This window comes from Rheinheimera muenzenbergensis (assembly GCF_036984005.1).
GTDB lineage: Bacteria > Pseudomonadota > Gammaproteobacteria > Enterobacterales > Alteromonadaceae > Alishewanella > Alishewanella muenzenbergensis.
In genome coordinates this window covers 145,587-165,815 of record NZ_JALAAR010000010.1, presented here as the reverse complement: position 1 = coordinate 165,815, position 20,229 = coordinate 145,587, and the positions used below count along the sequence as shown (strand labels likewise).

Sequence of the window (20,229 nt, the reverse complement as noted above, 5' to 3'; positions counted from 1 at the left end):
GTTCAGCATGCAGATAAGGGTCGCTTCGGCCAATCCGGCAAAAATACAGGCCGTGCATAACGCCATGGCGCAGATATTCAATAGTAAGACGCTAAATTGCAGTGGCCAAAGTACCGAGTCTGGCGTGGCAGCACAACCAATGGACAGCGACGAAACCTTACGCGGGGCATTAAATCGCTTACAGGCAGTTGCGGCCAAAGCGCCCGGTGCTGACTACTATGTGGCACTGGAAGCCGGCCTGGACGGCGATTGCAGCTTTGCCTGGATTGCCATTATGCATCAGGGCCGCATCAGCAAAACCCGCTCAGCCAGTTTGCCACTGCCACCGGCAGCACTTGCAGCAATACAGCAAGGTGAAGAACTGGGCGATGTGATGGACCGCATGTTTGCCCAGCAGAATGTCAAACAACAAGGTGGTGCCATAGCCATGCTAACCAATCATTTGCTGACCCGCTCCGGCGTATATCAGCAGGCGATTATCCTGGCTATGATCCCATTTATACAGCCGCAGCTGTTTAATCAGTAACGGCTAACAATTTCAGTTATAACCTAATACCGCGCAATGCGCCGTTTCGGCTTCACGCCGGCCAGCTTGTGACTTTGGCGCAGTTTCATCGGTCCATACCAGGCTCAATGCCTTAAGTTCCTGCTGGCTTAAATCCACGGTTTTTTGTTGCTGAAAGAAAAAACGTTGCTGTTGAATATGGCTTTGTTTAACGGCGCTCATAGCAGACTCCTGCAGTAAAAAGGTTGCGTGTCAGTGCTTGCTTACCGCACGACAATGGCAAATACAGGGCAAGCATATGAGCTTAAAGCTGAGCAGTAGCTGAATTAGATAAAATAAAAATGCAAAAATGAAAAAGGCCCACGCTTTTGGCGTGGGCCTTTTTCTTTCATCAGATAAAAGAGCCTCAATAAAACTCCGATAAGTGATATTTCGTTGCTATATAAAATTAACCTAAATCGAAGATGTTATTCGAACTGCTTGGCTTAACAACTCTAACAGGGCAATCAGCAGCAACTGAGAATTCCATGATTGCACTCTCTAACTTATCGCGATTGCGGTCATCACCATGCTGGATAAAAACTTCGGAAGCCGTTTTACACCAGTCGTCCGATTTAAACTTCCAAAATAACCAATTTATCAGCCCTTTTTGATCGGCATGTCCTGAATACCCTCGCAAAGAAGTGATTTCGGCCTTAATATCACGAATTTTAACATCTTGCGCTTGCCCGTCCCAACTCAACACGCCACTGTGGCGTCTGCGTTCACGCGTTTCAATTTCTGAAAGTGTATGTAACTGTCCACCAACGCTACTTGCAGAGCAGTAACCAGTTAACGCCACGATATTGCGTTCACTCTTTAATACCATACCAAGCCATTGCGCTACTGCACCGCCATCACAACTTCCTGAACTTGCTACCACAACCCTGGGCTTATTAGATTGATTAAATAATTCAGCCCGCTTCTCGACCAAAGTTAAACGACTTTTCCAATTCTTCGCGGTTTCATTGCCTATCGTCGGGTCAAATTCATGCTTTGGTTTGGCACCAAGACATTGCCGAATAATATCGTCCATTTTATCAATATGCGCCGGCTCACAATCGTCTAAATCAAACCAGCGAAACATCTGTTTTCCAAGCCACAACGGTCTTACTTTTTTCAGCCCTTTTCCACCGACCTCAGTTCGCTGCATTGCTTTTATAAATATGGGATTAATTTTTCGGGCGGTTGGCGAGTCTAATAAAATCTCAATTTCACCGTATTTTTCTGGCTCAGAATTTATAACCCAATGCAAATCAAACAACAGGTCCTGCGCACGGCCCAAAGAAAACGAAGGCAGTAAAAGCGTACCATTGGTCAGTAAAATCTTATCTAATAGTTCTTTAATTCGAGCGAAACGCGACATACAGCAAGTTAAGTCTGCTTCACGAACTACGCCGCCATAAGTAGACTCAATCACCGCATAGTTAAAAGGTTGTTTATCACCAGGTATCATAACGTGGCGATTAAACGGTAGATATTCCTGATCTTCCATAGATGGGCCAATATCACCCGAAAACACGATACTTTTTTGTTGCCCGGGAATTGGTTTGCCCCAATAAATAGCAGCAGACACAGCGCCAATAAGATGACTCGTTCGGTAAAATCTCAAAAAGAGATCCTGGTCAACTGGATGAAACTTACCCATTAGCCCAATCCCATTTGGCTCAGACCAATTAATCGCTTTGATGTCTGCATTTGAATATGCCGCACCGAGATTAACAGCATCTTTAAGCAATATTTTTGCAATGTCGGCAGTTTCCTGGGTACATATCACCCGGCCTTTAAAGCCTTTTTTATACAGCAGAGGAATTAAGCCACAATGATCAATGTGAGCATGAGTCAGAATAACAAACTGGATCTCAGTAGGTTTGAAAGGCCAGTACAGTCCTTGATTCCAGTCTTTTTCGGTAAACTCGCCTTGCTGCATACCGCAGTCAATTAAGAAGCTCCAATTTCTATCTTCATCAAAAAGCCAGGTACATGAACCAGTTACTTTACCGATAGGTCCCACAATTTGCATTTTCATTAGTTTTTCCTTTTGTTGTTTGAACAAAAGGAATACTGAAAAAGTGCATTGCACTTAAAAGCACTAATTCATAAAAAATGAAAAGTTTTTTTGAAAACTCAAGGCATGCTCGTAATCAGCAATAATTTTTTGACGCAAAAGCTCAGCCCCTTCAGACTTTGCTTTAAATTTAATCGCTAGCGAGTGTGCGTGTTCAATGTCACCTGTCAGGTAGTGTACAGCCATGGCATCAGCTTCACCTAAGGTTACGCCTTTCAACATAATAGACTGCATCATCGATACCCCCTGGTTAAATACCATCTGGGGTAATACAGTAAACGGATTGGGTAACAAAACAGCTTTTAAGTCTATCTCCGACAGCAACATGGTAAAGAAGCTGTCTAATGCTGTACGAGTTATCTTTAGCTCATCCAATTCATCATTGTCGACAAAGAGTTTAACCAGCAGATGTGCTACTTCATACCGATAGTGAATATCGCTAAACATACGACAGATCTTGGCAGGATCATCAATAAAGCCATTTAATAACACCGCATTATGCAGCGCATACCGTTGCGACTCTGGGATTAAGATAGTTTTCGTTTTTCGTCCTGGCTCTAGTATCTCTTTTGTGCGAACAACACCATTGCGTAAAAGCGAGGTCAACTTATCTTTAAGGTACTTGTGTTCGGATAACTTCACTTTAAAAAGATGCGCTACCCATTCAGCGACAGACCGATCACCGTTATCAACACTCACGTTTAATATACTCAATCACGTTTTTTCTACCGGCACCTTCACGTACCAAGCGTTCTGCAACGGGATACCAGTTATCATATCGACAATAAGGCTCTAATTGCATAATGGCATCAATTACGCCTTTACAATACCCCATCTGGAGGGCTTCGGTATTTGACGTCGAAAAAGCTTGGTTTAGGGTCAACTTCATGTTCGCACGACTACTCTTTTCCGAAGAGGCAAATAGACTGACAGCCTCATTACAGCTTGCTATAAGTTTTTCTTCAAAACCAGGTTTTGCTGAAACTGCGCCAGAGAATGTTAATAATGACATGACAACAAATAACCTATTACGCATCTGCTGATTCTCCTTTAACTTCAGCTTCCTTTTTATCAGCTAACACAGTCTCGGAGGGATCTTTTAAATTCTGATTATTTTCGACACCGCTATCAGCGGCATTATCTGCATCAATACTAACCATCGGGGAAAGATTGGCAGAAACATAAACAGCAAGTAAAAAGCTGGCCAAAAATGTCACATCAGCAAGCACGGAATTTAAAGAAATATTTGTTTGTTGTTCTAATGCCTGCTTGGCTATAAATGCACAAACACCCCAAACAGCTAAATTAAACAACATGCTGTACACGTAATTACCAAAACTATTGCCTATGGAACTGTGCAGCGTCCAACTACGTTTTAAAACAACAAGTAGCAGAATAAAAAATACACATTCATACACCGACAAAGAACTAACAGCCAAATCATCTTCAAACACTAGCCAAGCTAAAAAAACGACTGCAGCAACGGCTAAAAAAAGCATTAATACATTCAAAGCCGCCCAAAAAAACCACTGTACAGAACTGACAAAAAATCGTTCAACTGACATTAATACTACTCTCTATTTTTATTCAATTTATATGCTGATAGCGTATGTCTTAACCAACTCATAAGGTTGTATTTTAGTTACAGAAAAAGCTTCTGTTAAACCCATTCTTCTCCAAGTGCCTCTGCCTGCTGCAGCACTAGCTGCACGGCGTCGTCGGCCATGTCTGGTGGGTATTTGTATTTGCGCAAGATGCGCTTCACCATTAGCCGCAGGCTGGCGCCTGCGCGGTCCAAAATTGTTCCAGACAATTTTGTGCTCCCGGCGAACTTGTCGAACCGAAAGGTTCTCATCAAGTCCTTGATCTCTGCCGCGTTAAAACAAAAACCCCGAGCTTTTGGCCGAGAGAGGGATTACTCCGGGCTTCCTGCCCTCCACCCCTTTGGGGCCGCACTAAAGTGCGTTCCAACTTGTTCCTGACAAGTTGGTCGAACTCAGGGTTCGAACCAAGACCTCGCTCACCGCGTTAAAACAAAAACCCCGAGCTTTTGGCTCGGGGTTTTTGTTTTAATCTGGCGGAGAGAGAGGGATTCGAACCCTCGTTAGGGGTTAACCTAAACACACTTTCCAGGCGTGCGCCTTCAGCCACTCAGCCATCTCTCCGGAACTTGCGTTGCAAGCGCGGCTATACTAGGGAAATTCGTGCCGTGCTGCAACTGTTATCTGTATTGGCCCTTGCTTATGGCTGATTTTTAAGCGTTTCGGGCTTTATCAGGCTTAAGCGTTGCCTTTTACCTGCTTTTTCAGCTCAGCGGCAAAAGCCAGCATACGGTTTAGCGGTATTAAGGCTTTTTCCCGTTGCGCTGCATCGACAAAGATCTCATGGCCGGTTGTGTCTGTTAAAGCCGCCTCAATCGCTTTTAAGCCGTTCATTGCCATCCAAGGGCAGTGAGCGCAGCTGCGACAGGTGGCGCCGTTACCGCCGGTTGGTGCTTCAATAAAGGTCTTGTCCGGCATTTGCTGCTGCATCTTGTAAAAGATGCCTTTGTCGGTGGCGACGATAAAGGTATCGTTTGGCAGCGTTTGGCTGGCTTTAATCAGTTGGCTGGTCGAGCCTACGGCATCAGCAAGCTGTACTACGCTGTCTGGCGATTCCGGGTGCACCAGCACTGCAGCATCGGGGTATTGCTTTTTAAGCTCTATCAGGGCGTTGGCTTTAAACTCGTCGTGTACGATACAGGCGGCGTTCCACAGCAGCATATCGGCGCCAGTTTGCTTTTGTACCCAGGCGCCCAGGTGTTTGTCCGGGCCCCAGAGGATTTTTTTACCCTGGCTGTCTAAGTAATCTACTACGTCTAACGCAATTGATGAGGTTACGACCCAGTCGGCACGCGCTTTAACTGCAGCTGAGGTGTTGGCATACACCACTACGACACGATCCGGGTGGGCATCACAAAATGCTGAGAAGGGCTCTGCCGGGCAGCCTAAGTCTAGTGAGCAGGTGGCGTCCAGCGTCGGCATCAGTACGGTTTTATTTGGTGTCAGGATCTTTGCCGTTTCACCCATAAACTTAACGCCAGCGACAATCAGGGTCTTTGCCGGGTGTTCGTTACCAAAACGCGCCATTTCTAACGAGTCAGACACACAGCCGCCGGTTTCTTCAGCCAGCGCCTGAATTTCAGGATCGGTATAGTAATGCGCCACCAGCACAGCGTCTTTTTGCTGTAATAAAGCTTTAATACGCGCTTTGTAAGCTTGCTTATCGTCGCTGCTTAGCGGTACCGGCTTTTTTGGAAAGGCAAAATCTTGCTCAGTAAAATACAACGTCTGTTCCATACGGCTTACCCGGTGGCTGTAAAGGGGCGGTATTATAACGCTGCACAGCGCTAAAATACAGTCTGGGTATACAAAGCGGTGTTTATTACGAAGGAGACTGCATGGTGGGTCATGATGGATTCGAACCATCGACCAACGGATTAAAAGTCCGCTGCTCTACCAGCTGAGCTAATGACCCAAACAGGGCTATCGAAGTGGTGGGTCATGATGAATTCGAATCATCGACCAACGGATTAAAAGTCCGCTGCTCTACCAGCTGAGCTAATGACCCATTTCGATATCAAAGTTTGCGCGGTTTGGTGGGTCGTGCTGGATTCGAACCAGCGACCAATTGATTAAAAGTCAACTGCTCTACCAACTGAGCTAACGACCCTAACCGCGGACGCATATCTTACTGATTTACGGCTTTAGTGCAACCAAAAAGTGCTAAAAAGCAGCGCCTTCTGGCCTGACTGCTCAAAATGCCAGCGTATTTACGCAAAGTTAACTGAAAAAAACCCGGCGTTTGCCGGGCGGGGTATTATTTTAAAGCGTTGATGCGCTCTTGTGCCAACCTGGCAGAAGTGGCCGTACTGTGTTTTTCGACCAGTTGCCGGTAAAACCGTAAGGCGGCATTTTTATCGTTCTCACGCTCGGCTATCTGCCCGAGCTTTAATAAGGCATCAGCCACTTTATTTGACTGGGCAAAATTGTTTACTACCCGTTCAAATTGTGTTTTTGCCTTCGCCAGTTCGCTATTGTTAAACAACAATTGTCCTAGCCAGTAGTGCGCATTGGGCGCATAGCTGGAATTGGGGTAATTGCGAATAAAATTTTCGAACTCCGGTATTGCCGCATCATAACGCCGATCCTTTAGCACCATATTAACGGCTTTGTCATAGGCGTCGTTTTCTGACACATCAGACGAATAAGTCGCCGCTGCAGGTATATCGCTGGCAGGTGCTGGCGTGTTGACGCCAGGCGCTGTCTGTATGGCGCTGACCCGACGGTCAATCTCCAGATACAAATCACGCTGTCGCTGCAGGATTTCATCCAACTGATAGGCGTGTGTTTCAGTTACGCCACGCAGCTCACTCACTTCGTCCAATAATTGTTGTAATTGTTGTGCCACGCGCAATTGTGCTTCAGTGCGGGCTTCTACAATACGCTCAAGTGTCGCCAGGCGTTGTTCAACGCTGCCAGTAACAGTGGACGTTGTGTTGGCGGCGGTAGGCCGGTCGCGATTAATATCGGTAACCGGAGCAGGATTAGCAAAGGCACTGGTATTAACCAGTGCCATTGCGACTAGCAGAGAATATTTTACTATCATGCGCTTTTGTATTGGTAGTGAGTCTGGATTAATAGACTAACACTGCACGACGGTTTTTAGCAAAGCCTGCTTCTGTACGTGACAGATCTACTGGCTTTTCTTCGCCATAACTTACGGTAGAAATCTGGCCTGCAGATACACCCAGGTTTTGTAAGTACTGTACCACTGCCTGTGCACGACGCTCGCCCAGGGCAATGTTATATTCTGGCGTGCCACGCTCATCTGAGTGGCCTTCCACTGTTACGCGTACAGATGGATTAGCGGTTAAAAAAGCACCATGCGCCTGCAGAGTTTCAACAAATTCCGGACGAACCGTGGCTTTGTCGAAATCGAAGTAAATAGTGTTTTCCTGACGCAGGGCTTCCAGCTTCTGACGCATTTGCTCAGCCGGGCTTACTACCTGCTCTACCGTTTCAACCTGTACAGTTTCTTGCTGCTGTGAAACACCTGAAGTGTCGGCAGCAGATTGATCAGTTGAAGAAGTTGAGCTACAAGCAGCCAGTGTCAGCACGGGTAATGCAATCAGTAAGCCTTTTACCACTTTGTTTAATTTCATGATGTTGTCCTTAGTATTTAACTATATTAACTAACTTTTTTTATAAAAAAGGTGACCAGGCCGGCGATTTAACCTGTCCTTCCACCGCTGGCAGCCGTGCTTTAAAACGCCCATCCATAGAAACCAGTGCTAACACCTGCGTCGAACCGTGCATGGTGCTGTAAATAATCATTGAACCATTGGGCGCCACACTTGGTGACTCATCCAGGCTGGTTCGGGTCAGTACCTGCAGAAAACGGCTTTGCCGATCCATTTTCGCTATCTGGTACTGGCCACGTGTGCGGTTAACCATTACTACCGAGCCACCATCCGGCGTATAAGAGCCCGCCAGATTCATTTCGCCCTCGAAGGTTAAACGTCGCGTTTGATTCGTTAACAAATTTACGCTATAAAGTTGCGGATTTCCACCTCGCTCCGAACTGAACAATAATTCTTTGCCATCCGGCGACCAGGAAGGCTCGGTATCAATAGCCCGGTGATTGGTTACCCTGGTCAGCGCTTTGCTAACGACATCCATAGTGTAAATTTCAGTATTGCCGTCTTTAGACAACACTAAGGCCAGTTTTTTACCATCCGGCGACCAGACCGGCGCACCGTTAATGCCGGGGAAACTACTTAGCATAGTACGCCGACCGGTATAAATATCCTGGATATAAATTTGTGACTGGCGTTTTTCAAAGGTGACATAAGCTAACTTAGTGCCATCCGGCGACCAGCTTGGCGACATCAGCGGCTCTTTCGAGCGCAGCAGCACTTGTTCGTTATAACCATCGTAGTCTGCCACCACCAGTTTATGCGCAAACTCAGCATTGCGATTGACCAGCACGTAGGCAATCTTGGTTAAAAAGGCTCCGCGCTCGCCGGTCAGTTTTTCGTACACGATATCGCTGATGCGGTGCGCATACTGGCGAAATTGACTGCCGGTGATGGTAGCTTCGCGGCTATCAAGTATATGTGCGGTGCTGCCGGTTAAAATGCCGGCATTCAGTGATTGCCGGCTGGCATTAGTGCCACCTTTTAGTACATCAACCAATTCAAAACTGACGGTATAACGGTCAACGCCAACTTCGGTGATCTGCCCCACTACGATGGCTTCAACCCCTTCGCGCTGCCAGGCGGCATAATCAATCTGCCCGGCCGATTGTGGCCGTTGTGGCATTTTAATCGCCGGTAACGGGCTGAACTTACCACTGCGCATTAAATCAGCGGCAATAACTTCGTCCAGGCGCTGAGTTGGCAAGTTAGCGCCCTTAAAGGTAAACGGCACTACCGCTATCGGCCGGCCAGAATCGATGCCACCGGTAATGACAATTTCTAATGACGCCTGCGCTGTGCCGGCAACGGCTAGCAACACGATTAAACTGAATGCACGGATAAACATAAATATCTTCAAAACTCTGGCTCCACCCTTAGGGTTATATCTTTTAACTCACTATATACGTCTGGGTCTGACGACATAGGTAAAGTACCGATCCGGTTTAACGCCCTTACTGCGGCATCACATACGGCTTTGTCACCGCCAAGTACATTGACGCTGGTCACAAAACCGGTAGTCGCTAAGCGGATGTTCACCGAGCACGACCGGTTTCGCATACTTTCATCTTTATACAAATTTTGGTTAATCGTATTTGATATTAACGCCTTGTAACGATCCACCTCGGTTGCCGCCTGCCGGGCCCGTGCTGCAGCTCTGGTCTGCGCTTCTTTGGCCAGTTGCTCTTGCATAACACGCTCTTGCTCGGCCTGGCGTCTGGCATTTTCTGCCTGCCGGGCACGCTCTGCCGCCGCTTCCTCTGCCGCTTTTTGCTCGGCTAGGCGTTTTTGCTCAGCAGCCTTGGCGGCATCTTCAGCTTTCTGCCGCTCTTGCTCTTTGGCTATCCGGGCCTGCTCGGCCTGTTTTGCTTTAGCCGCTTCCTGCTGTTGTTTCTTGCGCGCTTCAGCAGCGGCTGCCTGAGATTTTTTCGCTTCAGCGTCAGCTTTGCGTTTTTCTGCTGCTACCCGTTTCAGCCGGGCTTCTTCATCAGCCCGGGCTTTTTCGGCCTGATTAGCACGGCGCTCCAAATCACGAATGCGCTTTTCTTCTGCGGCTTTAGCGTCATCGCGCTCTTTTTGCATTTGCGCAACGCGCTCATTCAGCGCCGCCTGATCTATTGCCACCGCTTCTACCGGTGCTTCGCCTTCGTTTTGCAGACTTACCATCACCATCTCGGGTTTGGACGAAAAATCGGCGCCAAACACCAGCATAACAACAATCGCCAAATGCATACCAAGTGATTTTGCCAACGCCGGTTCAATTTTTACTGCCATATCAATTGCTGTCCACGTTGTCAGTCATCAGGCCGACAGCCGGTGCGCCGGCACCTTTAAGCACATTGATCAGCCGGATCACCGCATCATAACTGACGCGTTTATCACCTTTGACTATTACCTGAGTACCGGGCTCTATTGTCAGCCAACTGGCAACTTCAACCGTCAGTTGCGCTGCGGTAAAAGGCCCCTGCTGCTTACCGTCTTTTTCAAAATAATACAGGCCGTCCTGATCAACGGTGGCTACCAATGGCGTTTTACCGTCCTGCATTTGTTTAATCGGCTCAGCTGATGATACCGGCAGCTCAACTTTTACGCCCTGTGTAATCAGGGGCGTGGTTACCATAAAAATCACCAGTAGCACCAACATAACGTCGATATAAGGTACGACGTTAATTTCAGCTTTTAACCGGCGTTTCTTTCTTACATACATCAGGCCGCTTCCCCACCATTTGACACTGCCTGGCGGTGCAGAATATTAGCGAACTCTTCAACGAAGTTGGCGTAGCTGCTTTCCAGCATTTCTACCTGATGCGAAAATTTGTTATACGCAATTACTGCCGGTATAGCGGCGAATAAACCAATGGCAGTGGCGATCAATGCCTCAGCAATACCAGGCGCTACCATGGACAACGTTGCCTGCTCTACCGCACCTAACGCGATAAACGAGTTCATAATACCCCACACGGTGCCAAACAGGCCGATATAGGGGCTGATAGAGCCTACCGTGGCCAAAAATGGCAAATGCTCTTCCAGCCGCTCTACTTCACGCGACAAGCCAACCCGCATTGCGCGCTGCGTTCCTTCCATCACCGCGGCACTTTGCCGGCTATTACTTTTATGCAAGCGGGCAAACTCTTTAAAACCAGCTTTAAATAAGGCTTCTAAACCATTGTTAACAGCACGGGCACTGATTTCTGCATACAGCTTACTTAAATCAATACCGGACCAGAATTTATCTTCAAATTTCTTCGCATCTGCAACAGCATCGATCAGCGCTTTACGGCGGCGGAAAATCATGGTCCAGGACATGACCGACATCGCTAATAAGATCAGCATAACCAGTTGCACCACAAAGCTGGCTTCAATTAATAAACTTAGAATAGAAATCTCACCTGCCACGCTTTATTACCTCTGTTATTTGTGCTGGAATTACCCGGGCTTTCATTTCTTGCAATGCAATACAGGCAACAGTAATGCTTGCAGAACAAACCAATTCATTGGCACTATTAAAAATCTGCTGCGTAAAAACCATACTCGCGCGTTTTAAGGTACTGATTTGACTGGTTACCGTCAATAATTCATTAAACCTAGCCGGCTTTTTGTTATCCATTAATACCTGGGTAACAACAAAGGCAACATTCTGTGACAACAATAAATCTTGCTCGACACCAAGCGCACGCAACCATTCGGTGCGCGCCCGTTCAAAAAATTTCAAATAATTGGCGTAGTAAACTATTCCTCCGGCGTCGGTATCTTCATAGTACACACGCACGGGGAAAGAAAAGATTGTATCTGACATGGCTGATCGCTTTAATTGCCGCATATGATAAGGAAGCTGCAAGCCGAACACAATTGCCGCAGCAAGCTAAACTCAACTATATTTTTTTATCGTCGCTTATTGCTTTTTTTAAGCATTTGTTGACTGCTATTTCAGCAATCAGTTCAACATTAAATCGTCTGTTGCGCCGAACGGTTAAAAACTAACGTTTAACGCCCAATTTGCATGAAACCAGACAAAAAGTAATGACAGTCATAATGCAAGGCTAAACTTAACACTGCATGAATAAAGGCATCAGAAGCAAGATTGCCATTTGACAGCTTAATAAATGCACAGCCAAATCAAAACGTGACATTAGTTTTTTTAATGCCAAAGCAGCAGTTTTTCTCGTTTGAAGTAAATACTCCAAATATCTATCATACGCAGGTGTTCTGAACTAGCGCAAAGGGAAAGCAGCTGCTGCCGTACCTTAGTAAAGATCACTTAAGTAATGAGCTTTGCGGTTATCGTAAATTTTATTGCTGTTTCAACATGTTCCCTGGATTTTTTTGAAGCACTCCTTCAACTTGTTGCATTGCCCGCTTATATAAGCGGGCTTTTTTTTATCCACGTCCTGGCTCGCACTACAGCGTTGTTGCCTGCATTAAAGCGCCACACTCACATAGCCTGCTATGCTCGTATTGCACTTTAACTTGTCGCCTAGCTGTAGCACCAGCCAGTTAGTGGATACTAGCATTTAGCTTAGTCGTTTTTTGGTAAATCAAAGCCAAAGTGGCTATAAGCCCGCGGTGAGGCAATACGACCACGCGGTGTGCGCTGAATAAAACCCTGCTGAATTAAATACGGCTCAATTACATCTTCAATGGTATCTTTTTCTTCACCAATTGCAGCCGCCAGGTTGTCTAAGCCAACCGGGCCCCCCATAAACTTTTCGATAATGGCTAAAATAAGCTTACGGTCCATATAATCGAAGCCTTCTGCATCCACATCTACCATCAATAGAGCCTGTGAGGCGATATCTACCGTTACTTCACCATTGGCTTTAACCTGAGCGTAGTCGCGCACCCGGCGCAGCAAACGGTTGGCAATACGTGGTGTGCCGCGCGAGCGTCTGGCAATTTCTGCCGCGCCGGCTTCATCCAGCACCAAATTTAAAAAATGTGCCGAGCGCAGTATGATCTGCGTTAACTCTGCCACTTTATAAAACTCCAGCCGCTGCACTATACCAAAGCGATCGCGCAGCGGTGAAGTTAATGCACCGGCACGGGTTGTCGCGCCTACCAGAGTAAAGGGTGGCAAATCGAGTTTAATCGAGCGGGCAGCCGGACCTTCGCCGATCATGATATCCAACTGGTAATCTTCCATTGCCGGATAAAGAATTTCTTCTACTACCGGGCTTAACCGGTGAATTTCGTCAATAAACAGCACGTCGTTGGGTTCAAGATTTGTCAGCAAGGCCGCTAAGTCACCGGCTTTCTCCAGTACCGGGCCAGAGGTGGTTTTAATATTTACGCCCATTTCGTTGGCCACAATCATCGCCAGTGTGGTTTTACCCAAACCTGGCGGGCCAAATATCAGCAGATGATCCAGCGGATCGCCCCTGCCGCGCGCCGCCTCAATAAAAATCGCCATCTGCTGACACACATGCTGTTGCCCGGTGTAATCGGCCAGGGTTTTTGGCCTAATGGCGCGATCGATCACCTCGTCTTCACGGGTGGCACTGGTTTGAATTAAACGATCTGCTTCTATCATGGTTTACATCATGCTCCGCAGCGCGGCTTTAATCAGCTGTTCACTGCTCATTCCGCTTTGCTTGACCTTTTGTACGGCTTTGTCGGCCTGTAACTGGCTGTAGCCCAGTGACACCAGGGCGCTGGCGGCATCTTGCTCGGCAGTTTGTTCCGGGCTGAAAATGGCCTCATCGTCCTGCAACACTATACCGTCTGTCACCGGGGTATTTGGTGCTATGCCCCAATCCTTTAACCGGTCGCGCATTTCAACCACTAAGCGCTCAGCGGTCTTTTTGCCCACACCAGGTAACTTAACTAAGGTGCTGACATCATCCAATTGTACACAGCGGACAAACTGCTGAGCTGTCATGCCGGATAAAATCGTCAGCGCCAGCTTGGGCCCTACGCCATTGGCCTTAATAAGCTGGCGAAACAAGGCCCGCTCGGTCTGGTTAACAAAGCCGTATAACAGCTGGGCATCTTCGCGCACAACAAAGTGGGTATAAATCGTGGCTTCAGCACCGCTGGCCGGCAGCTGATAAAAGCTGGTCAGCGGCATTTGCACTTCATAGCCGACACCGGCTACTTCAATTAACAGATCCGGCGCCTGCTTTTCCAGCAAAATACCGCGTAAACGTCCAATCATAAGGTCTGCTTATAGAATTAGGTTGGCATCAGCGTAACCGGCCACGCACGGTTTTGCGCGCTTGTCCGGCTAAACTGATTAAGCTTTGCTGAGTATGCCCATGACACAGCGCTACTGCAAGCGCATCGGCGGCATCGGCCTGCGGGTTTGCCGGTAACTTTAACAAGCTGCGCACCATGTGCTGCACCTGGGCTTTATCTGCGGCACCGGTACCGACGACCGACTGTTTAACCTGGCGTGCAGAATATTCGTATACCTGCAGCCCGGCGTGCTTGGCCGCAACAATAGCCGCGCCCCGAGCCTGGCCCAGCTTTAACGCTGAGTCGGCATTACGCGCCATAAACACCTGTTCAATGGCAAAAATAGTCGGCTGGGTTTGGCTGATTATTTCACTGACACCGTTGAAAATATCCAGCAAGCGCTCGGGCAGTAAATCGCTGGTGCTTAGCCGGATACAGCCGCTGGCGACATACTCGAATTGCATGCCAACCTGGCGTACAACACCGTAACCGGTTAAGCGGCTGCCCGGATCTATGCCCAAAATAATATTCACAGATACGCCATGCTTAGCCGTACTCTGCCATCAGTTCATCACTGATTTCGGCGTTGTGATACACGTTTTGCACATCGTCTGAGTCTTCTAACTGGTCGAGCAATTTAAAAAAGGCACTGGCATGATCGGCATCGACTTCGGCCCGGGTCGACGGGATCAACGTTACGTCGGCGCTGTCCGGGCTAAAACCAGCCGCCTGCAGCGTATCTTTGACATCGTTAAACTGCTCCGGCGCCGTTAATACTTCAAAGCTGCCATCATCGTGGCCAACAATGTCTTCAGCGCCAGCGTCCAGTGCAGCTTCCATTAATGCATCTTCATTAACACCAGGGGCAAAAATCAGTACACCGCGGCGGCTGAATAAATACGCTACCGAGCCATTGGTACCCAGGCTGCCACCCGCTTTGGTAAAAGCATGGCGCACATCAGCTACAGTACGTTTGTGATTATCGGTCATGGTTTCGACTATCACCGCTACGCCATTCGGGCCATAACCTTCGTATACTAACTCTTCGTAGTTTTCGCCCTCGCTGGCACCGGCACCGCGTTTAATCGCGCGATCTATGGTGTCGCGGGTCATGTTTTCAGATAAGGCTTTATCTACCGCCAGCCGCAGCCGGGGGTTAGCAGTGATATCAGGGTTTAAACGGGCTGCGACAGTTAACTCGCGGATGATTTTGGTAAAAATTTTATTTTTTTTCGCATCCTGACGGGCTTTGCGATGCTTCATGTTCGCCCATTTGCTATGGCCGGCCATCAGTTACTCCTTAGTTGTGGCAGCCGGATGGCTGCCACGGTATTGCAGAACAGATCACTATATTATTGTGCTTTGGCTACCACCGCTATGCCAAGCTCGGTCAGCTGCGCCGGGTTAGCTGCGCCAGGGGCATCAGTTAACGGGCAAGCCGCCGTGGCAGTTTTAGGGAATGCCATAACATCACGAATAGAGGTTGCACCGGTCATTAACATCACCAGACGGTCCAGACCAAACGCCAAACCGGCATGCGGTGGTGTACCGTATTTTAATGCTTCCAGTAAGAAGCCAAATTTTTCCGCCGCTTCTTCATCGCTAATGCCGAGCAGGGTAAATACCTTAGCCTGCACGTCTGCACTGTGAATACGCACCGAGCCACCACCGAGTTCAGTACCGTTTAATACCATATCATAGGCATTGGACAGCAATTTACCCAGCTCAAGCTCGCTATTGGCAGTCGTTAAAAATGCGTCTGTATCCAGCGGCGATGTAAAGGGGTGATGCACGGCAGAAAAGCTACCATCATCATTTTCTTCAAACATCGGGAAGTCTACTACCCACAACGGCTTCCAGCCCGGCTCGGTAATGCCTAAATCTTCTCCCAGCTTTAAACGCAATGCGCCCATGGCTTCGCACACCACCTTGTAGCTGTCGGCACCAAAGAAAATTAAATCGCCGTTTTGCGCTTCGGTACGCGCAATAATAGTGGCAATAATGTCTGGCGTTAAAAATTTCGCTACCGGCGATTGCACGCCCTCAGCACCGGCATTAGTGTCATTGACCTTCATCCAGGCCAAGCCTTTGGCACCATAAATACCGACAAAGCTGGTGTAGTTATCGATGTCTTTACGCGATACTTTCTCGGCAGCCCCCGGTACTTTTAATGCCACCACCCGGCCTTTAGCGTCGTTAGCCGGGCCGGAGAATACTTTAAACTCTACGTCTTTCAGTAAGTCTGCTACATCAACAAACTGCATCGGGTTGCGTAAATCCGGCTTGTCAGAGCCGTACAGCCGCATCGCTTCCCAATACTGCATACGTGGCATTGTGCCTAAATCGACACCCAGCAGTTGGTTAAACATCTCTACCACCATCTGCTCGGTCACCTGCATCACCTGCTCGGCACTCATAAACGAGGTTTCAATATCTATCTGGGTAAATTCCGGCTGCCGGTCAGCGCGTAAGTCTTCATCGCGGAAACACTTAACAATCTGGTAGTAGCGGTCCAGGCCAGACATCATCAGCAATTGCTTAAACAGCTGTGGCGATTGAGGCAGAGCAAAAAACTCACCTTTGTGTGTGCGGCTGGGCACTAAATAATCGCGCGCACCTTCTGGTGTAGCTTTTGTCAGAATTGGCGTTTCGACATCCATAAAACCATGGCTGTCCATAAAATTACGCACAAAGCTGGTGACTTTAGCGCGAAACTTCAGCCGCTCGGTCATCATTGGCCGGCGCAGGTCGAGATAACGGTACTTTAACCGTTGCTCTTCACTGTTATTTTGGTTGGAATCCAGTGGCAGCGGCGCAGCTTTATTGAGGATAATTAATTCGCTGGCGTAAACTTCTACAGCACCGGTGGCCATATCTTTATTAATTTGCGAGTCCGGCCGTGCCCGTACCTGGCCTTTAATCTGAATACAAAATTCATTGCGCAGTGTATAAGCAACATCAAACAGGTCTTTTAAATCCGGATCGCATACCACCTGCACCATACCTTCGCGGTCGCGCAAGTCTAAAAAAATCAATCCACCCAGATCACGACGCCGGTTAACCCAGCCGCACAAAGACACTTGTTGCCCAACATGTTGTGCGGTTAACAAACCGCAATAATGGCTACGCATTAAACCTTCCCTCTACTTGCTAATCAGCAGTACATAAATGACGGCTAATTATATAGAAATGAGGCCTAATGTCACTGCCCGTTGCTACTAAAACGCTACCTTAGAAAAACAATAGCGGTTTTTACCCTGCTGCTTGATACGGTACATCAGGCTATCGGCAACTTTGAGTAATTTAGCACTGTCTGTGCCGTCATAAGGGTAGACGGCGATGCCAATACTGGCGCCAACCTGCACTTCACCGACCGACAAGGTTATCGGCATGCTCATTTGATGTAATATTTTTTCCGCCACGATAGCGGCATCGTCCCGGCTGAGTAAACCGGTTAGCAACACCACAAATTCGTCACCGCCAAAGCGGGCTACGGTGTCACTTTTTCGCACGGCGTTATCCAGCAGCCCGGCCAATTTTAGCAGCAGCTCGTCACCGGCATCGTGGCCATAGGCGTCATTTACTTCTTTAAAGCCATCCAGATCAATAAATAACAGCGCCATAATCTCATTGTGGCGGGCATGCTGTAGCAACGCCTGCTCGATACGCTCTTTAATTAAACTGCGATTAGGCAGCTGGGTTAAATCATCATGTGTCGCCATAAAACGCATTTTCTGCTCGGCTTTGCGCCGCAATGCCACTTCGCGTCTTAGCGATACATTCCATAACACCACAAACAGCAGTAACAGGGCCACTGCGCCACCAATACGCCACATCAACGTATTCAGTTGCTGTCGGTCCATGCCTTGTGAGATCTGAAAACTAAACCATTTTTGGTACAACTGTTGCCGCTCTTCACTACTGATGCTGCGCAAACCTTTGTTTAGCATTACTACCAACGGAGCAAAATCTTTGCGCACTGCAATTAAAGACGCATAATGCGGTAAATCATCAACCACATAGGCCCTAAGGCCAAGCATACCGGTTTGTTTTAAGGTTTCGCTGGCTGATTCAACCGTGTCCAGCGCAAAATCGACCTCGTTGCGTTGCAGCAACATCAGCCCCTGAGCCAAATCCTGCACCGCAACTACGTTGATCTGCGGATGCAGCTGCGGCAATTGCCGGGCTAATTCATAGTCCTGATAAATGGCTACCTTACTGCCATACAAATCTGCAATACCGGTAACAGACTGTCGGCTGCTGTCAGAGATCACGGCCAGTTGTGTCGGCCAGAACACATCGCTAAATTTGGCGTAACCGTGCCGGTCTTTGCGATCAGACACATTGGCTATCAAATCTAACTGTTGCTGCTGCAACTGTTGCAACATGCTGTCAAAATCATCAAACAGCTGAAACTCAAAGCTGGCATTCAGACGCTCAGCCAGCAGATTAAACATGTCCACGGTAACCCCGGCCGGCAATCCGTCCTCGTCGGCAAATTCCATCGGCGGCCAGTTGCGCAACATCCCCACCCGCAACACTTTATGTTGCTTTAGCCAATCTTGTTCATCCTCGGTTAGCGGGATTTGCTGGCGAAAGCGCGAAAAATAGTACTGCGATGCATCCGTCAGCCAGCGCTGCTCTGTCTGCACCAGGGTGTCTAATGGCATTTGGGCAAAACCGCGGCGGATCTGCTCAGCCAGCTCGGTTTGCTGTTGTTGCACCAGGCTATACATAGGGGATACCAGCTCAGAATCGGCTACTGATGCAAAGATGTCAGTCAGATTAAGCTGCTGTAGACGCTGCGGGATAATAGCCGAGGCGCCAAAAAAGCCTGCCAGTTCGCCATTTAATACGCCAGCAATCATCTCCGGTAGCTGACGATAACGTATAAATTCCAGCTGTGGATAGCGCTGTTGTAACGTATCAGCATAAGGTGCGTTGGCAAAAATGGCGATTTTGCCGGAGGCTAAATCGGTTAAATCGGTGATAGCATTGCGTTTCAGATAGTAAAACTCGGACGGAAAATTATACAGATGGTAGGCCGGTGCAATACCGACAGGCAGGTTTTGGTTGTCCGGAAAAGCAACCAAAACATCTATGCGGCCTTTCACCAGATTATGCAAACTGTTTAACGAGGTATCGGGTACAAAGGCAATTTTCTGACCGGTGTGCTCAGACCATTGTTGCCATAAATCCACAAACAAGCCCTGGGCTTCACCTTGTTGGGTAACATGCATATAAGGCGGATTATCTATTGGCACCCCAAGCAATAGCGTGTCTTCGTCGGCTTCTACGCCCAACCAACGCCGTTCTAACCGCTCCAGAAAAGCCGGTTCAATCTCTGCGGTAACGCGCTGTATTGCCGCTAATAAGGTGGTATTTTTGTCGGTGGCGTAACTCAGCATAATATTACGCAACGGGATTTTACGGTACAGCGGAAATTGCATCACCAGTTCTGTATGACGGTGATAACGCGGAGGCAGGCGATCAAGCCCGGTCATCACTTTTATGTCACCGGCAAGGGCAGCATCATACATAGCCGTTACATTGGGATATGGCTTGAGCAGTGCAGCTGGTACCTGCTGCAATATGGTATCAACATGACTGGACTGCGCCACCACACCTATGGCAAAGGGTGTCAGTTGAGACAGCCGGGTAAGGTGCGGAATATCGCGGTGAACAAAAATATTACTGTAAATTGCTATGCCGGTGGCGCCCATCGCGTACCGTGCCGAACGTTCATCGGTGCGGGCTATGCCACCGTGTAAATGCACCTGACCGCTATCGAGCAGCTGCAAAGTTTCTGACCAGTCGGCGGCAATAAAACGCACGGTTATATTTTGTCTCTTTGCCACGTCTTGCCAGTAATCCACTACCAAGCCGGCAGCCTCACCTTGCTCATCAGTAAACATGTAAGGATAAGTATCATTGCTGATGGCAATCAGCAGCGGGTCTGGCAGTCCGGCGGCGTTGCCTTCAGCTTGGATATCAATCGAAATCAGCAACAGCAAACAGGCAAAAAATCTCAATATCACTATGTTATGCTTCCTCAATGCGGTCATTTAGTTTTACGCTGCCACTCAATTAAGGTCAAGCCAGCAACGTCAGATCGCGCCATGCTGACAACTGCCAACGTCCGGTGACATTACAATGGCAATTCAGTTTGCTGTAGTGTTTGGCGCTTTTACGGTAAAATAGCGCCACTTT

At 48.1% G+C, this 20,229-nt stretch carries 20 protein-coding genes, 4 tRNA genes and 1 pseudogene; 1 reads left to right on the top strand and 24 read right to left on the bottom strand.

Features of this window, described 5'->3' with window-relative positions:
- The first annotated feature begins 7 nt into the window (after positions 1–7).
- On the top strand, positions 8–526 hold the full coding sequence (gene yjjX, locus MN202_RS13055) for an inosine/xanthosine triphosphatase (protein ID WP_335736565.1): 519 nt from the start codon (positions 8–10) through the stop codon (positions 524–526).
- A 12-nt stretch (positions 527–538) separates the two neighbouring features.
- Here the strand turns inward: yjjX and MN202_RS13050 are convergent, their stop codons facing one another.
- The 24 genes and pseudogenes from MN202_RS13050 to MN202_RS12935 all read right to left on the bottom strand — a co-directional run bounded on the left by MN202_RS13050 (position 539) and on the right by MN202_RS12935 (position 20,057).
- Positions 539–727 (bottom strand): hypothetical protein, encoded by a 189-nt coding sequence (locus tag MN202_RS13050; RefSeq protein WP_335736564.1) that lies wholly within the window; start codon positions 725–727, stop codon positions 539–541.
- Between the two features lie 226 nt (positions 728–953).
- Entirely contained in the window at positions 954–2,573 is a 1,620-nt protein-coding gene (locus MN202_RS13045) for an MBL fold metallo-hydrolase (protein WP_335736563.1), read from the bottom strand.
- Positions 2,574–2,636: 63 nt separating this feature from the next.
- Positions 2,637–3,311, bottom strand: coding sequence for a hypothetical protein (locus tag MN202_RS13040; protein ID WP_335736562.1), 675 nt, complete (start codon positions 3,309–3,311; stop codon positions 2,637–2,639).
- Positions 3,301–3,648, bottom strand: a complete 348-nt coding sequence (locus MN202_RS13035) for a hypothetical protein (RefSeq protein WP_335736561.1) — start codon at positions 3,646–3,648, stop codon at positions 3,301–3,303. Before MN202_RS13035 ends, MN202_RS13040 begins: the two co-directional genes overlap by 11 nt.
- Positions 3,641–4,177 (bottom strand): hypothetical protein, encoded by a 537-nt coding sequence (locus MN202_RS13030; protein WP_335736560.1) that lies wholly within the window; start codon positions 4,175–4,177, stop codon positions 3,641–3,643. The genes MN202_RS13035 and MN202_RS13030 overlap by 8 nt, the downstream gene beginning before the upstream one ends.
- Positions 4,178–4,272: 95 nt before the next feature.
- A pseudogene (locus MN202_RS13025) lies at positions 4,273–4,395 on the bottom strand (type I restriction enzyme endonuclease domain-containing protein); the annotation flags it as partial.
- 292 nt (positions 4,396–4,687) lie between these two features.
- Positions 4,688–4,777, bottom strand: a tRNA-Ser gene (locus MN202_RS13020).
- A 114-nt stretch (positions 4,778–4,891) separates the two neighbouring features.
- Positions 4,892–5,950 (bottom strand): quinolinate synthase NadA, encoded by a 1,059-nt coding sequence (gene nadA, locus MN202_RS13015; protein WP_335736558.1) that lies wholly within the window; start codon positions 5,948–5,950, stop codon positions 4,892–4,894.
- 102 nt (positions 5,951–6,052) lie between these two features.
- Positions 6,053–6,128, bottom strand: a tRNA-Lys gene (locus MN202_RS13010).
- A 17-nt stretch (positions 6,129–6,145) separates the two neighbouring features.
- Positions 6,146–6,221 (bottom strand) — tRNA-Lys (locus MN202_RS13005).
- A gap of 26 nt (positions 6,222–6,247) precedes the next feature.
- Positions 6,248–6,323 (bottom strand) — tRNA-Lys (locus tag MN202_RS13000).
- 147 nt (positions 6,324–6,470) lie between these two features.
- Entirely contained in the window at positions 6,471–7,229 is a 759-nt protein-coding gene (gene ybgF, locus MN202_RS12995) for a tol-pal system protein YbgF (protein WP_335736557.1), read from the bottom strand.
- Positions 7,230–7,287: 58 nt separating this feature from the next.
- Positions 7,288–7,815: a peptidoglycan-associated lipoprotein Pal gene (pal, locus tag MN202_RS12990; RefSeq protein WP_335736556.1), complete on the bottom strand. Its 528-nt coding sequence runs from the start codon at positions 7,813–7,815 to the stop codon at positions 7,288–7,290.
- Between the two features lie 40 nt (positions 7,816–7,855).
- A complete protein-coding gene (gene tolB, locus MN202_RS12985) occupies positions 7,856–9,208 on the bottom strand; it encodes a Tol-Pal system beta propeller repeat protein TolB (protein WP_335736555.1) in 1,353 nt (450 codons plus the stop codon).
- Positions 9,205–10,122 (bottom strand): cell envelope integrity protein TolA, encoded by a 918-nt coding sequence (tolA, locus tag MN202_RS12980; RefSeq protein WP_335736554.1) that lies wholly within the window; start codon positions 10,120–10,122, stop codon positions 9,205–9,207. The genes tolB and tolA overlap by 4 nt, the downstream gene beginning before the upstream one ends.
- Before the next feature lies 1 nt (position 10,123).
- Positions 10,124–10,555, bottom strand: coding sequence for a protein TolR (gene tolR, locus MN202_RS12975; protein WP_335736553.1), 432 nt, complete (start codon positions 10,553–10,555; stop codon positions 10,124–10,126).
- Positions 10,555–11,244, bottom strand: a complete 690-nt coding sequence (gene tolQ, locus MN202_RS12970) for a protein TolQ (RefSeq protein WP_472511570.1) — start codon at positions 11,242–11,244, stop codon at positions 10,555–10,557. The genes tolR and tolQ overlap by 1 nt, the downstream gene beginning before the upstream one ends.
- Entirely contained in the window at positions 11,234–11,644 is a 411-nt protein-coding gene (ybgC, locus tag MN202_RS12965; protein ID WP_335736552.1) for a tol-pal system-associated acyl-CoA thioesterase, read from the bottom strand. The genes tolQ and ybgC overlap by 11 nt, the downstream gene beginning before the upstream one ends.
- 720 nt (positions 11,645–12,364) lie before the next feature.
- Positions 12,365–13,375 (bottom strand): Holliday junction branch migration DNA helicase RuvB, encoded by a 1,011-nt coding sequence (ruvB, locus tag MN202_RS12960; RefSeq protein WP_335736551.1) that lies wholly within the window; start codon positions 13,373–13,375, stop codon positions 12,365–12,367.
- A gap of 3 nt (positions 13,376–13,378) precedes the next feature.
- Positions 13,379–13,999, bottom strand: coding sequence for a Holliday junction branch migration protein RuvA (gene ruvA, locus MN202_RS12955; RefSeq protein ID WP_335736550.1), 621 nt, complete (start codon positions 13,997–13,999; stop codon positions 13,379–13,381).
- Positions 14,000–14,027: 28 nt separating this feature from the next.
- Complete coding sequence (gene ruvC, locus MN202_RS12950; RefSeq protein WP_335736549.1) at positions 14,028–14,552, bottom strand: crossover junction endodeoxyribonuclease RuvC; 525 nt, start codon at positions 14,550–14,552, stop codon at positions 14,028–14,030.
- 13 nt (positions 14,553–14,565) lie between these two features.
- The gene (locus tag MN202_RS12945) at positions 14,566–15,309 is read right to left on the bottom strand and encodes a YebC/PmpR family DNA-binding transcriptional regulator (RefSeq protein WP_335736548.1); all 744 of its coding nucleotides are present in this window, start codon (positions 15,307–15,309) and stop codon (positions 14,566–14,568) included.
- A gap of 62 nt (positions 15,310–15,371) precedes the next feature.
- Complete coding sequence (gene aspS, locus MN202_RS12940; RefSeq protein WP_335736547.1) at positions 15,372–17,150, bottom strand: aspartate--tRNA ligase; 1,779 nt, start codon at positions 17,148–17,150, stop codon at positions 15,372–15,374.
- A gap of 87 nt (positions 17,151–17,237) precedes the next feature.
- The gene (locus MN202_RS12935) at positions 17,238–20,057 is read right to left on the bottom strand and encodes a transporter substrate-binding domain-containing protein (RefSeq protein WP_335736546.1); all 2,820 of its coding nucleotides are present in this window, start codon (positions 20,055–20,057) and stop codon (positions 17,238–17,240) included.
- Positions 20,058–20,229: the final 172 nt, after the last annotated feature.